This is a genomic window from Bacillus sp. FSL K6-1218 (genome assembly GCF_038006445.1).
Taxonomy (GTDB): Bacteria; Bacillota; Bacilli; order Bacillales; family Bacillaceae_G; genus Bacillus_A; species Bacillus_A thuringiensis_S.
On the sequence record NZ_JBBOVE010000003.1, the window covers coordinates 75,461 to 89,394 of the forward strand.

A 13,934-nucleotide genomic window follows, 5' to 3' on the forward strand; every position below is an offset into this window, starting at 1 on the left:
ACACTTGGATTTACATTCTTATTATTCAAGTGTTTTGTATTTTTTCAGTAAAGGTTGATTTTTTTGTATTTGCCTCTCTTTATAACATATACAATGCGGCGGTATAGCCAAGTGGAAAGGCAAAAGTCTGCAAAACTTTCATCCTCGGTTCAAATCCGAGTGCCGCCTTTTATTTTTTTGAATAAGAAAGGAGATAGAGATGATTAAAGAAATTTTTGTATACACTAATCCGAATTGCTTTTTCTGTAATGTACAAAAAAAATGGATGCAAGAAAACAACATGGATTTCACTGAGAAAAATGTATTAGAAGAAGAGTATAAAGAGGAGTTTATAAAAAAAAATATCCAAGGTACTCCTTATACTGAAGTTATTTATACTAATAATTTCACTGAGACCATATTAGGTTTTGATAAGAGTAAATTAGAAAAATTCCTTCAACAAGTTAAGGAAATACAAAATAATACTGATATTAAAAGTGGGGTCTTAAAATATAATAAATTAAAATCTGATTTAATTAATATTGTAAAGCAGATTGATGATTGTGAAAAAACAGAAATTCCTTTCTATCAAGATCTAGCTATTTGTTACTCAAAAGAAATAAAGCGACTAAGTAAATCTATTGAGGATATATACGATTTAAAGATATGTCATTCTGATAATAATTAAATATTTTATGGCACAAAAACAATTTATCACTTGACCCTGTTTGGATAAGTGATAAGTTGTTTTTTATTAAGTTATAAGATAAGACACTATCATTTTGAAAAATTAAATCGTCGATAAAAATATGTTTCAAAAGTAATAGCCTGTATTTGTTTATTTTTAATATCGGAACTTAATAAAAAAATTTTTAATCTAGAATAATTTTAAAAATTTAAAAGCATAAATGCAAGTTAAAATATATTCTTAAACTGAAATGTTGTAGAAATTTAGCTGTGAAATTTATTTTTCACCTTTCTTTTCCTCTTTATAACAAAAGAGAGGTGGAAAAATGAATATACATCTAATTCCTAATATTGTAAACGATTCTGTTCGGGTGGCTGAGGAATTACCAATAGGAATTCAAACTATGAATATCCCTGTACTTTGGGAAAAATCTAATAAAGGAAAAGGAAATGTTATTGCAATTATTGATTCTGGATGTGAGGTAACGCATCCGGAATTGAAAGATAATATTATAGGGGGGGTTAATTTTACAAGGGATGATGATGGAGATCCTGATATATATACTGATTATACTGGACATGGTACTCATGTGGCTGGTATTATAGCTGCTCAGAATAATAGTAGAATTATAGGAATTGCTCCCGAAAGTAAATTACTTATCTTGAAGGTTATTGATCATTCTGATAATGGTGAGTACAAAAGTCTTATTCAAGCTATTCAATATGCCGTTTCATGGAGAGGAATAAATGGTGAAAAGGTTAATATAATTAACCTATCAATTGGGGGAACAATAGATGATCCAGGTTTATCAGAAGTAATTGATAAATCAATACAATCTGATATTATTTTAATAGCTGCTTCAGGAAATTATGGAGATGATATAGCTGAAACGGATGAAATACTGTATCCCGCATATTATAACAAAGTCATAGAAATTGGATCTATTAATCAGGCATATCAAGTTTCAAGATTTTCAAATAGTAATAATAGAATAGATTTTGTGGCTCCAGGAGAAAAAATATTGTCAACATATCTAGGAGGGACATATGCAGAGTTGTCAGGAACGTCAATGGCGGCTCCACACGTTACAGGGTTGGTTTCTCTTTTAATAAATCATCTTAATTTAAATAATTCTTCATACAAGTATGAGAAAATATATGCTTATTTATTGAATAGCTGTGAAGATTTAAATTTATCTAAAAAGCTACAAGGTAATGGATTAATCAGAATTAAGGACGTATCTCCCGATTTTTCTGAATAACCAAAAACTGTAAGTAATGCAGCTATTTAATTTTGATATGAAAATATAAGGGCCTTAATACATTCTATGGTATTAAGGCCCTTTAAAATTGTTTAATTTATATTATAGATTTAAAATATAGTTTGATAAATAAGGCTTTTTAAACCCAAAATCCATGGCGAAGATTTTCTCCGTGGATTTTGTTATTTTGCAGATTTTCCACTCAAACGAGCAGTTTTTATAGCTTGGTTGGGAGAGTTTGGGCAAGAGCTATCAGCAAATCCTTGTAATCAGAATACGTGTAAAAAAGTAAATTTCTCTCAAGTAGACAGTGCTTAAAAAGAGCAACTATGCAACCTAAGTTCTATATTTATATAAAATCAGGTTATTTAATTCCTTTTAAAATCTTTGATGATTATAAACAGTATATATTTGAACACTGCAATATTAACCTCATCGATTTTACCTAAAGAATATAAATGGGAAAAATCTTCCTTAAAGTTACTGAATAAGTTTTCTATACAATCATTATCCTAAAAGTAGACCTTTCGAGAAATACTTGCCTTCATCTAATATTGTTAAGTATTTGATTATATTAACTAGATGTATGCTAATGATTCTTGATCAATATATAAGGGAATTCCATTCAAGTTTCGTTTTTTCTTTGTGTTTTTAAGTGTGTCTAAAATAAGCCTTAAGCATTTTCTATGACTGGTTTCATAGGAAACAATTTTATTAAATTACAAATGCTTAATAGTTGATAAGTACCATATTACATATGCCTCTTTTTTCCTGATTACAGCCTTGAAAAATTGTTTCACCCAATGACCTACAACCGAGGGATAAACACCTAATTTTCCCGCAATGAATTTATAGCTTATGTCTTCTTTTAATTATAAATCTACAGTTTTATTTTTAAAATTCTACATCGTAAGTGACTCTAATTTTATACATAGAAAAATCCCCTTATAGTAAACAGGTTAATCTGCCTTCCTTCTCCTGTTTACTATAAGGGGACCATAGCATATAAATGAGGCGCTATATGTTTATGTTCAATTAAAATGTCTTTTATTATTAATCTTGCAAGTATTCTATTTTAAGTTTTTTTAGAGCCCTTTTATGGATAGCAGATATATTTTGAGGTGAATCATTATAATATTCAGACACCTCTATATTCGACAATCCTTTTACATAGATAAGTTCCAGTATATGTTGTTGTTTTGGGGTTAATTTTAAAAAAGCTTTGTATAGAGATTCATCTTCTATGTGACTCTTTAATCCTGATGAACTAGAAATCATTAGTTCCAATATGCTTTTTTCTTCCGCCATAATATATTTGTCTGATTTTTCAATGAATTTACCATCTGAATCATCCTCTCCGCTACCGTTTAAGGTAAGTAAGAAGCGTGAATGAATTTTTCTTCTTCTTTTGTCATAGTCAATTGAGTAAAAGTGAATAAGATTATCTAAGTATTTTCCTAATTTTGATTTCTTATAAAATATTTTAAATGATTTATCTAATTCCTCGATATGGTGTTTTGATTCAGGATGCTGTAGATAGTCTAAGAAGACTTTATAGTTATTTGAGTCTTTTAGAAACTTTTGGATTATTGGTTGTTTAAAAGCTTCTTGATACTTTTGGGTAAAGTGACACAAGTCTACTTGCTTAAACATATTTATCCCCCTCTTCTGTTAAGACCATTGAATTATAGATATTTTAGACATCAATAATTCCATATATTAACAATAACATTTTACCAAATATATACATAATAAATCTTTTATATATAAAGAGAATTAATATTTAGAATTATCAACCTATCTGAAAAAAATAATTCTTATTTAGATAAGGTTAAAATAAGTCCCTTACACTATTTTTTAATTAAATATAGAATATTATTTAGTTTTTTAATCTGAAAATTGATTTTTAAGTATCAAATCTCTCTTTATATGTTGTAACCTGCAGGGAGCAATTCAAAAAGAGGAGGAATTACAAATGAGTCAAGAAGCAAATCATAATATTTTTAAGTCAGAAAGAATTGACAAAGGACACCAAATTGTTCAGACATTGCTTTCTTTAAAAGAAGTTAAAGAATTTATGGAACAGAATGTTTTGGATTTCAGCTCTATTGATCTGAATAAAAATGAAACACAAGATGGAAAATCAATTTCTATTCCTGTGAAATCAGAAAATGAAGAGATTTCACAATTTATCCTTGCTTTTGAAAAAGAAGATGGTGTGCTCAAAGTAAAGGTCTTAACTTTAAACACAGAAGATGGTTTAAAAGTTAGTTTTAATGATTTAAATAGTTCAAACAAAACAACAGGGATCTACGATGAGAATTTTAATTTAATTAAGGTAGAAAAAAATGGAGAACTACAATCTCAAGATATTGTTAAATGTATTTATAATTACTTTATGGCGTTACCTGGTTGGTTACAAGGATTTTGTGGTGGTGCTTGTTCTACCTGCCTCGGTGGTTTAGCTCCAGCGTGTGCAGCGTGTGCGGGTTGCATTGGTGGAAATGCTTGGGCATGTTTCTAAAATTATAAAGGGGGAAAATATGATGACAAATCAAAATGTAGCAGTTGTGACTGCTAGAATTGAGAAAACAAGTTATCTAATTGAGAAATTAAAACAGGTAAAAGAGATGAAAGAACTTGGAGATAAATATCAATTGAACTACGACGAAACTACAATTAATATGTACCCTGGAACAAATGGCTTCGCAGTAGTGATACCTGTAGAACAAGCAGATGCTTTACTTCAAAAGTTTGTGGTTGCATATTATGATGAAGATCATATGGTTAAAAATGTTAAAGTAATGTCTTTAGAATATAAAGATGGAGAATCTACGTTTTCATTTGCTACATCTGATGAGACACATAAAGTATCATGGAATATTGAAAATGGTGAATTAAAACCAGTAGTAAATTTAAGTGAGAAGCTACAGGGACAAGGTGTCACTGACGTATTAGACTGTATTAGTAAGGGATGGGATAGAGCACCGCTTGCAGTCAAAATTGCTTGTGGTACAGCTTGTGGTGGATTCTTTACAGGGGTTGGAGCCGCAGCTTGTCTTGGCTGTTTAGCAGGGTTTGGTATCACTTGTTAATAATAGGTAAATAATACTTTAAATTGAGCCCCGAATTATGTTTTGAATTGAACATAACTCGGGGCCTTTTTTTATAATTAAGATATTCAGAATAATAATAATGCATTGTTAGGTTTATTGATAGGAATGAATAATTATGTGTGAATTTGAGATGGTTTCACGATTTAATCCTTTACATCGAAGGGAAATAGTTACAAAAAACCAACCTGAGTTCTTTATTTATATAGGACCAGGTTGGTTTTTTATTTTTGAATATTTTCAAACCCTTACTAATTGGAAGGGTTTCCAGGTTTTCTGAGAAAATTAGAAATAATACAAAGAATTATCCCTAAAATAATAACACCAGCAGCTAATAATTTGTTTGTATGTTCAAACAAATTAATTCCATTGATAATATTGAGCATCATAAGTCCCCAAAAAACTAAAATTGACCCTAGACCATACAATACCTTTCTTATTCGAGAACGATTCTTCATAATTCCTCCCCCTATCTATTTGTGTATTTCAAGTTTATCATAAAAAAACAGGTAATATTTGTTTTTACAATTTTTTCAAATTATTTACTTAGTATGAATTATTTTTTTGATACTTAAATTTCTTGTTTGGGAACAACAGGGTTGCTAGCTTTACTATCGGAGATTGGTAAAAACGTTTTACTGGTCAATTAAGCACCAAGTATATTAATTACCATGTTAAGGAAATGTTTACGATGCTTTCTTAATAGGTTTGCTTTTCATTAAACAAGGAAAGCAAGCTGTACATGCAAGAATTATTCTATAAAATCTTTTATGAAAAAGGGATTCGGATGATTTTGTCGAATTTCTTTAAAAAATGATACTTTTACATTTAACTCAATTATAATTGAATCACTTCAAACCTAAGTAGAGGAATTCAAGGGGAAATTGAGATGATATGAAGAAATGTTTTGTCTTGATTAACAGAAACTGTATGTTAAGTCTAGCGATAAACCCCTTGATAATCAAAAGCGTAATGAAAAAATCGTTCCAATCTCAACATTTATTGTTGGCTTTTAAAGTTACTTGACGTTTACGAAAGAAAGGAGTATTTATGGAAACAAATACAGGATTAAACGATGATCTCACAAAAAAACCATCTATATTCAGTATAATCACCTCACCTACACTACAATTTCAAAGAATGCGTACCCACAAACCAATTATCGTACCGCTAATTATTATTTTACTTTTAACAATTATTACGAGCGCTCTTATCTCATACGTCACACTAAATAATCCTGCAATAAAACAAATGAATAGTAGTACTGATTTTCAACCCGTTACACATATTATGTTCTTAACTACTTTTAGTTTTACTACGATTAGTGGAATTATATCCGTATTTTGCGCTCCCGTTTTCTACAAAAATATCATGATACTTTTTGGAGTCGATACAACGTATAAAGAATTACTTTGTGTTACGCTCTATGCTGTGTTCATTATGAAACTCGGTATGTTGTTAAATGGAACAATCGCTGTTTTTCTTGGGGATTATCAGATTTCCTATACAGGATTAGCTCCCTTATTAACCGATTATCCTATCTTGCATGCGATGGCGCAAAGAGTAGATATATTTGCAATTTGGTACTACATTGTTTTAGGAATTGGATTATATGTTTTAACTGGATTACATAAAAAGAAAATTTTGATTCTTGTGATCGTGTTATTTTTCATCACAACTGCTTTAATGAGCATCGGTGGGATTATGCAAGAGATAACACAGATGGGTTCTGGTGTAAAAGCTCCATGATATTTGTAATGAATCTATAACTCTTAGACATAGGGTATTACTATCTTTAAATGGGTGCGTGATTGGTATATGAAATGAAAAATTTTAGCTAGCAAACGAGAAATAAATACTTTATTATTGATCCTGCAATATTTAAAATCTTCTATTCTAATACAATAAGAAAAGCAAAAAGAACTTGTAGGGATTCCTACAAGTTCTTTTTTAGATAATGTAAAAAAGTTTTAAAAAAATATCCCATAATTTGAATCGGGGCAAACACTATAACCGCGGGTTGATTTTATTATATACTGAATCTTAAAATATGCGCTTTTACATTTGAAAATTTTGTTGATTTAGAAAAGAATAATAAATAACCACCTTGAACACCTAAAAAATCTCAATTGAATACTTTGAATAAAACACTTTAAATCAATATTTATATCATAATAAATTATAAAAAATATAGGTATAGGTAAATAGAGAAGAATATAGGATTCTTACAGAAAGATATATATTTAAGATTAATTAACTATAAGACAATGAATTTTACGTTATAACTAACTATGGGATATTCTTATTTTTTTATTTATGTGATGAAGAAATTTGGTGTAGGAGAATTAAATAAATGTTTGTTTAAAATATTTTAGTTATGAATGATGGGTTTTTTGTTCAATTGTTCAATTAGTTAATTCCCTTCTTTATTATATAAAATCTATATAACAAAGAAAAATTACCTACTTCCATAGGTAATTGGGATATGGAAACGATTCGAGGTGCCACTCTGGAAAAGTATTCAATAATAAAAATCGTAGGAAATGATAATTCCTACGATTTTTTGATTAGAATTCTCTAATATTAATTGCAAAATGTGGTTTGAATCTCACTTCAATTGCTTTTTTCTCTTCATAGCACTGGATATGGAGTGTATCATTGCGAGTATAGACTCGTTCTACAAATTCCATATTAACGTCAAATACACATCCTTCATTATAAGAAAGGCTTAATTTAATTGTATTCTCATAAACTGACATAATCATTACTAATTTAAATCCTAAGTGATCCATTTTACGATATAGATACACACCTGCACCTTCAATCAAAAAGTCTTCTGGTTCACTCTCGAATAACTCTAATAGTTCGTATTCATCATATTTAATATCCAATGTTTATAACCAACCTTCTGCACCGTAAAAAAACTTTTATTATTTTTTCTTTGCGGGAACAGCAGTAATAACATCCCCGTTATCATTAAGTATAACATAACCATCTGCTCTACTATATTTCCATGTGCCAGGTGTATCAGCCGGAGCACGAGAACCCGTTTTGATAATATCTTCAACTACATTAGGTGTCATACCACGAGGGTCAATTTTAGAAAATAGCTCGTTATATTCCGCAGAACCTAGTTTATATCCCTTTTTAGCAGCCATTTCCTTAGCTCTTGAATTAAGCTCCGCTCTTATTTCAAGAGTATCTGGAGCCATTCTTTCTAAAGCATGCTCAGTATACTTTCGACCATTGATTACTCCTCCCCCTCTTGGCATGCTCCATCCAATACCTGAAGTCCCTTTTGTTGCATTTTCAATAGCCTTTCCTTTCTTTTCAAGGTCACCAATTTTCCCTACAACTTTACCAATTATACGTGAAGTACCACCTGATACAACGGATAGTGTCCCCCAGCCATAATCTTCTGGTCCATATTTCCTACCTGTTACCAGATCTTCACCTTTGATTAACTGTCCAATTTCTTTTCCTGTTCCTATACCTGGTGTAATATCTAAAATAAACGATAAGTCCCCATCATTCGCGCGATTATATATTCTAGAATAATCGCCGCCAAAATCACGCAATGCATTACTTAAATCAATATTTCCAACACTGATGGCTGCTGCAGGAATATTATACTTATGTTGGACAACTTTAGAAGCTGTATCCATAAATGCATTTCCAAAATCTAACCCCGTATTTACATCATTATAAATACCCGGTACTCTTTCTTGAAATGCTTGTAAATCTTTTGCTATGACTGGAACATTTTTTCTTGTTACTTGTACAAGTTCCTCCATCCCAGGTTTCGCCGCATCTATAGAGTGTTTTAATCGAATCGTACTTGTTGCAATGTTTCCTAAATCCTCAAATGTACCATTGTCGTGTAATACTTGCTGAATACGCTTATGACTCTCTGCTAATTCATGAATCGAATCTGCAATTTGTTTTAAATAAATATTACATTGGTCTTGAAACTTTCCTACGTTTTGTATATCTTCTCTAATTACGTCATAAATTTGATTGTTAAACTCCACCATTTGAGTAAGAGATTTTTGCACTTCTTCCATGAATCGAACCATTTCATGAGATCTTCTTAGAATTTGTTCTGAAAAATGCTTTGCTTGTTCTTCTCCGAATATACCAGCTCTTTCAGCATCAGCCCGAAACATTTCTATCAGCTGTCGCATCTCTTCTTTTGTTAAACGGTCCCAATCATTTTTTATTTTTTTCTCCAGGACTTTCATTTTTTGTTCAAATTCTAGTATTTGTTTCTTTTGTTCTTCTAGGTCACGTTTCGCATCTTCAGCGTCTTTTGCAACATTATTCCACAATTCAATCGAATCAGTGGTATTATTTTCTAAGTCTTGCAATGTTTTTAATGTATTATTGAGTAAAGGCTCATCACTTTTAATATAGTTAAAAACACCTTCAAAAATTTTCAATTTGCCGTCTAATAAAGATAACGGTGTCTTCGCTTCTTGGTCAAAAATAATAGCATCATGGATACGTACATACCCTTTTTCACCTTTATACTTTACTTCATACCAAGAACCAATTTTTCCTGTTACTTCTATTAATTCACCAGTATTTACGCGCTTTGCTCGTAAAACTTTTTTTAAATCTGGTTCTGGATATACTTTTTTTACAAGGGATTCTAATGTAATCCAACCTTTTATCATTTCTCCATCTTTATTAAAAGAGAAAACCTTGTCTTTATAAGTAAAATCTCCTGTTTGTAAAGCACCAGTTGGATGTAACAGATACCAGTCATATTCTAACTTCATCCAACCGCTTTTTGGTTCACTCTCATAACTAAAGTAGTAGGGTTTTCCATCTACTTGTTGCATACCTCGGGATAAGATACCACTTTGATCAAAGTAATGCATTTTCCCATCAATATATTGGATACCCTTTTGTAACGCACCGGATTCATTCGCATAATATTTTGAGCCACCTTTATCAATCCAACCGGTTTGCATAAAACCATCAGGTCCAAAATAGTATTGTTTATTATCAATGGTCTGAAGACCTGTTACACGACTACCATTTTTTAAATAATACGTCCATTTCCCCTCTTCTTGTACCCATCCTTTTGCATTATCAAATAACAACATAGATTTTAATTGTTGGAAATCATAATACACATTATTTACGTTCTCTGTTAGCTCATGGAGTTCTTTCTCCTGATTTTTAATTACATTTGGAGGAAAGTATTTTTCTGGATCTTTTTTATACTCCGTTAGTATAAATCGCGTAAGGCTTGTTCCTTCTTTTACAACATCCCAAGAACGTGTGGGATTTTCTCCTATGACTACAGATTCAAAAATTCTTACATACCCTATTTCTCCTTGATATTTTACTTGATACCAAATACCTTGTTTACCAATAACCTCTAGTACATCTCCGTCTTTTACTGGCTTCGACTCAAATAAAAATTTTGTTTCTGGTTTAGGATACATTCTTTTAATTTTAGAACGTAATGTAACCCAACCTTTTTCCATTTCTCCGTATTTATTAATTTCAAATTGTTTCCCTTGATATGTAATAACACCAGTTGCATATTTCCCATCACGTATATAGCTCCAAGCTGTTGCTGAAAAACTCCATCCTGTTTGTAATTTTCCAGGTTCTTTATAATGAAGCCATTCATTTCCGACTTGTTTTTTCCCTTCAAACAACCTACCATCTTTGAAGAATTCATATTCTATGCCATCTAATGTGATTGTTTCTGTTCTTTTACTGCCATCTTTTTCGTAATAATACCAATTCTCTTTCTCCTTCACCCAGCCTACCTTATTTAAAACTTCGGCTGCTTCTGTAAACGTTGGTGCATAGGTAGAAAATAATAAAAATAATGATACTATAAGTCCTATGACTTTCTTCATACTCGCATCTCCTTATTAATTCATTAAAAACCTTTTAATTATATATTAGATTTTATTACTATTAAAATAATAAATACGGATATGCATAATTGCATATCCGTATTATTGATTCTCCGAAAATAAAGAAGCATCTAATTTAAATTAGATGCGGAATGTATCAAGTACATTATCTTTTTCTTCCTTATTAATCCCGATATATCTTAGTGTAATTTGTGGTGTACTATGATTCAATATTTCTTGTAACATGGCAATATCTTTTGTTTGCTTGTAAAACCAATATCCAAATGTTTTACGCATGGTATGGGTTCCTAGAGATTCTACTCCGGCAAAATCTCCGGCTGTTTGTAACTGTCTATAGGCTTGAATTTTACTAATAGGTTTATCACCTTTTCGAGAAGGAAATAACCAGATACTTTTTAGATCTTCAGCATATGGAAGTACTTCCTCAAAAATGGATGTAATATTTATGATACGCTCCTTTTTTGTCTTTCCTTCTTTCACTTTAAATTCTTTCCGTTTTTTTCGCTTTAGTTTTAAAATTTCACTCGTTTCCATTTTAAGTAAATCACTTACACGTAATCCTGTATTGATTCCAATTAGGAATAAAATGTAATCTCGATCTGAGCAATGGCGTTTAAGAGACCATTTCATATCTTCGAGCTGTTCTTTGCTTCGAATTGGTTGTACATCGATTAAATGTTGCTTTTTATCCATCTGTTTTTCAATCCCTTTATTTTCAATGATTTGAATGTATACTTTTTTGTCTATTTTTAGAATATCAATGAAATTAGATGGAAGTCAATGTTTAAGCGGAAATGAAAGTAAACTTTTGGGTAAAGTTTACTTTGGAGTTTTGAATCATTTATAGCTAATTCTTTAATAAATTTCTCAATATTGATATACTTGTTAATTATGGTTATAATATTCAAAATTAACAAAAAATAAATTATAATAACAATATGATAGTTATCCTTTTGTTTACTCCTTGTGCTAAAGATAAGATTGTGTTCCCGATCTTATCTTTTTTCTTTGTAGATTTTTGATACAAAAAAAGAATCCTTATAATAAGGATTCTGCAACAGGAAAGAACAAATATATAGTAATAAAAAGAATTTCTTGTATCATAGAACAAGTATCTGAAGTTGATATGTAGTGTATCTAGAGTCTATGTAAATTTAAAGATTTTCTAATAAAATGTTTTTTTACATCTAATTAAGCTATTAGCATAATTTATCAAATTATAGGTAAATTTTTAAATATTTTTCGAGTTAATATAATCTAAAACAAAAACCAATTATCTGCATAGGTAATTGGTTTTTGTTTATTGTAAGTTAGTTATTTAATAAAAAACAATACATGGATATGAAATGAATATTATGACTCATTTTTACAGGTACCTCGTTTAGACACATTTATCCATTTGGTATATTTTTGCCCATCCCCCTTTTTCGGGGGATGGGCAAAAAAACCCACATTCAAAAATATTGTAGAATTTATGACAATTAACGATGGATTTCTTAATTCGTATATATCTTTTTATTTTAAATATGACATTACCAAAAAAAAACAATGTATTTCAAATGGTATATATATAACAAAACATAAAAAAACTAGTCACTATTATCTTATAGTGGCTAATTATTCATAAAATTGCGTATTTTCCGATATTTATATATTCTAATAGGGGGTATCTTTTTCCATCCCCCGAAAAAGGAGAATAAGAAAGAATCTAGTCAATATCTATTGCTATTTCCTTTATAAAAATAGTAATTGTAACAGACTTAATCTAGAATCTCTCTTTAAAAAATAAGAAAAGGAGGAGTTCAAGTGAAAAAAACTTTAGTTACAGGATTAATGGTTACAGCAATATTAGCAAGTCCTTCCAACTATGTAAGTGCTTACGCGGAGAGGGTGCAGTCTAAATCAGAGTCAACATATGTACAAAATGTCAAAAATGCGAATACATTATCACATTCGATTAGAACGTTAGGTTCACAATCACCTTTAGCGCAAGCATATGGATTAATTATTTTACAGCAACCAACCATTAAAGGGACTGGTATGAGCAGTTTAACGAATCACCAAGAATTTGTAAAAAATCATGTTCGCGAATGGTTAGATGAATATAATCCTAAGTTAGTTGATTTAAATCAAGATATGCAGCGTTTTAGTACAAGATTCAATGGTTATTATGGTACATTATATGATTTAGCGGGAACGGTAAATACAGATGCGGAAACAAAAGTGAGTTTTGTAAATGCTTTTAATAGACTACAACAGGACGTACAAACTATCCAAGATAGTATGAACCAAACCTTATTGCAGCTAAATCGTTTTAATGATTTATTGCTTCAAGATAACAAAGGGTTTTCTGAAAAAGCAAAAATAGCAATTCAATCCTTAGAGGGGTCAGATGGAACTGTTACACAGCTAAGAGCTGATATTAAAAGACTTCAAGAAGAGATACTGGTAGAACTCGCAAAAATTTTAAATAGACCAAAGGAAGTTCGTAACGGCGTTATAAATATTGGGAAGCAAGTCTTTACGATTGCGGGCGGAGCAGCTCAGACTCAAACTATAGATTTTATCTCTATTTCATCTCTTGGTGGTGGAATTTTAGATCTTTTCGACAGCCAAACAGCTGCTTCTGCTAGGATCATTGAGCAGAAACAAAAAGAATTACTACCACTAATTCAGCAGTTAGCAGAAACCCAAATTCAAGTGACTGAAATGACTTTTATTGAGGATCAAATGAATGGGTTTACTGAGATGATTAAGAGACAAATTACTACTTTTGAATATTTGATGAATGATTGGAAAGCGCTAAATGATACAATGATCCAAATCCAACTCAATCTGAGTGCAGGGGCACACATGGATAGTGTTGGATTACAAAATCAATTAATTCAGCTCAAAGAATACAGTGATGAACTGTATTTGCAAACAAAAAAGTTTGAAAATTTCATTTCAAATGTAACAATAAATTAAGTTTAAGCAAAGAGTGAAATATG

The 13,934-nt window shown here is 30.5% G+C and carries 11 protein-coding genes and 1 tRNA gene; 7 read left to right on the forward strand and 5 right to left on the reverse strand.

Annotated features, from left to right (window positions below):
• Window positions 1-97 precede the first annotated feature (97 nt).
• The 3 genes from MHI26_RS30705 to MHI26_RS30715 all read left to right on the forward strand — a co-directional run bounded on the left by MHI26_RS30705 (window position 98) and on the right by MHI26_RS30715 (window position 1,928).
• A tRNA-Cys gene (locus MHI26_RS30705) sits at window positions 98-168 on the forward strand.
• Window positions 169-199: 31 nt separating this feature from the next.
• Window positions 200-667 (forward strand): glutaredoxin family protein, encoded by a 468-nt coding sequence (locus MHI26_RS30710; RefSeq protein ID WP_061668043.1) that lies wholly within the window; start codon window positions 200-202, stop codon window positions 665-667.
• Window positions 668-992: 325 nt separating this feature from the next.
• On the forward strand, window positions 993-1,928 hold the full coding sequence (locus MHI26_RS30715; RefSeq protein ID WP_061668042.1) for a S8 family peptidase: 936 nt from the start codon (window positions 993-995) through the stop codon (window positions 1,926-1,928).
• 1,053 nt (window positions 1,929-2,981) lie between these two features.
• Here MHI26_RS30715 and MHI26_RS30720 read toward each other — a convergent pair.
• Window positions 2,982-3,581, reverse strand: a complete 600-nt coding sequence (locus MHI26_RS30720) for a sigma-70 family RNA polymerase sigma factor (RefSeq protein WP_061668041.1) — start codon at window positions 3,579-3,581, stop codon at window positions 2,982-2,984.
• Window positions 3,582-3,903: 322 nt separating this feature from the next.
• Between MHI26_RS30720 and MHI26_RS30725 the strand changes: the two genes are divergently transcribed.
• The gene (locus MHI26_RS30725; protein WP_061668040.1) at window positions 3,904-4,452 is read left to right on the forward strand and encodes a hypothetical protein; all 549 of its coding nucleotides are present in this window, start codon (window positions 3,904-3,906) and stop codon (window positions 4,450-4,452) included.
• 22 nt (window positions 4,453-4,474) lie between these two features.
• Complete coding sequence (locus tag MHI26_RS30730; protein WP_061668039.1) at window positions 4,475-5,023, forward strand: hypothetical protein; 549 nt, start codon at window positions 4,475-4,477, stop codon at window positions 5,021-5,023.
• 269 nt (window positions 5,024-5,292) lie between these two features.
• Here MHI26_RS30730 and MHI26_RS30735 read toward each other — a convergent pair whose 3' ends face one another.
• Window positions 5,293-5,499, reverse strand: coding sequence for a hypothetical protein (locus MHI26_RS30735; protein WP_061668038.1), 207 nt, complete (start codon window positions 5,497-5,499; stop codon window positions 5,293-5,295).
• 592 nt (window positions 5,500-6,091) lie between these two features.
• Between MHI26_RS30735 and MHI26_RS30740 the strand changes: the two genes are divergently transcribed.
• Window positions 6,092-6,790 (forward strand): Yip1 family protein, encoded by a 699-nt coding sequence (locus MHI26_RS30740; RefSeq protein ID WP_061668037.1) that lies wholly within the window; start codon window positions 6,092-6,094, stop codon window positions 6,788-6,790.
• Between the two features lie 818 nt (window positions 6,791-7,608).
• Here the strand turns inward: MHI26_RS30740 and MHI26_RS30745 are convergent.
• The 3 genes from MHI26_RS30745 to MHI26_RS30755 form a co-directional block, all read right to left on the reverse strand.
• Window positions 7,609-7,932 carry a hypothetical protein gene (locus tag MHI26_RS30745; protein WP_061667701.1) on the reverse strand — a complete coding sequence of 108 codons (324 nt, stop codon included), beginning with the start codon at window positions 7,930-7,932 and terminating at the stop codon, window positions 7,609-7,611.
• 39 nt (window positions 7,933-7,971) lie between these two features.
• A complete protein-coding gene (locus MHI26_RS30750; protein ID WP_061667702.1) occupies window positions 7,972-10,923 on the reverse strand; it encodes a pre-toxin TG domain-containing protein in 2,952 nt (983 codons plus the stop codon).
• A gap of 141 nt (window positions 10,924-11,064) precedes the next feature.
• The gene (locus MHI26_RS30755) at window positions 11,065-11,637 is read right to left on the reverse strand and encodes a tyrosine-type recombinase/integrase (RefSeq protein WP_061667703.1); all 573 of its coding nucleotides are present in this window, start codon (window positions 11,635-11,637) and stop codon (window positions 11,065-11,067) included.
• A gap of 1,113 nt (window positions 11,638-12,750) precedes the next feature.
• Here MHI26_RS30755 and nheA point away from each other — a divergent pair.
• Window positions 12,751-13,911 carry a non-hemolytic enterotoxin subunit A gene (gene nheA / locus MHI26_RS30760; protein ID WP_061667704.1) on the forward strand — a complete coding sequence of 387 codons (1,161 nt, stop codon included), beginning with the start codon at window positions 12,751-12,753 and terminating at the stop codon, window positions 13,909-13,911.
• Window positions 13,912-13,934 lie beyond the last annotated feature (23 nt).

Excerpts from the sequence above, each read along its gene's own strand:
- MHI26_RS30725 (WP_061668040.1), top strand. The coding sequence starts at position 3,904 with ATGAGTCAAGAAGCAAATCATAATATTTTTAAGTCAGAAAGAATTGAC.
- MHI26_RS30730 (WP_061668039.1), top strand. The coding sequence starts at position 4,475 with ATGACAAATCAAAATGTAGCAGTTGTGACTGCTAGAATTGAGAAAACA.
- MHI26_RS30735 (WP_061668038.1), bottom strand. The coding sequence starts at position 5,499 with ATGAAGAATCGTTCTCGAATAAGAAAGGTATTGTATGGTCTAGGGTCA.
- MHI26_RS30740 (WP_061668037.1), top strand. The coding sequence starts at position 6,092 with ATGGAAACAAATACAGGATTAAACGATGATCTCACAAAAAAACCATCT.
- MHI26_RS30755 (WP_061667703.1), bottom strand. The coding sequence starts at position 11,637 with ATGGATAAAAAGCAACATTTAATCGATGTACAACCAATTCGAAGCAAA.
- MHI26_RS30710 (WP_061668043.1), top strand. The coding sequence starts at position 200 with ATGATTAAAGAAATTTTTGTATACACTAATCCGAATTGCTTTTTCTGT.
- MHI26_RS30715 (WP_061668042.1), top strand. The coding sequence starts at position 993 with ATGAATATACATCTAATTCCTAATATTGTAAACGATTCTGTTCGGGTG.
- MHI26_RS30750 (WP_061667702.1), bottom strand. The coding sequence starts at position 10,923 with ATGAAGAAAGTCATAGGACTTATAGTATCATTATTTTTATTATTTTCT.
- MHI26_RS30720 (WP_061668041.1), bottom strand. The coding sequence starts at position 3,581 with ATGTTTAAGCAAGTAGACTTGTGTCACTTTACCCAAAAGTATCAAGAA.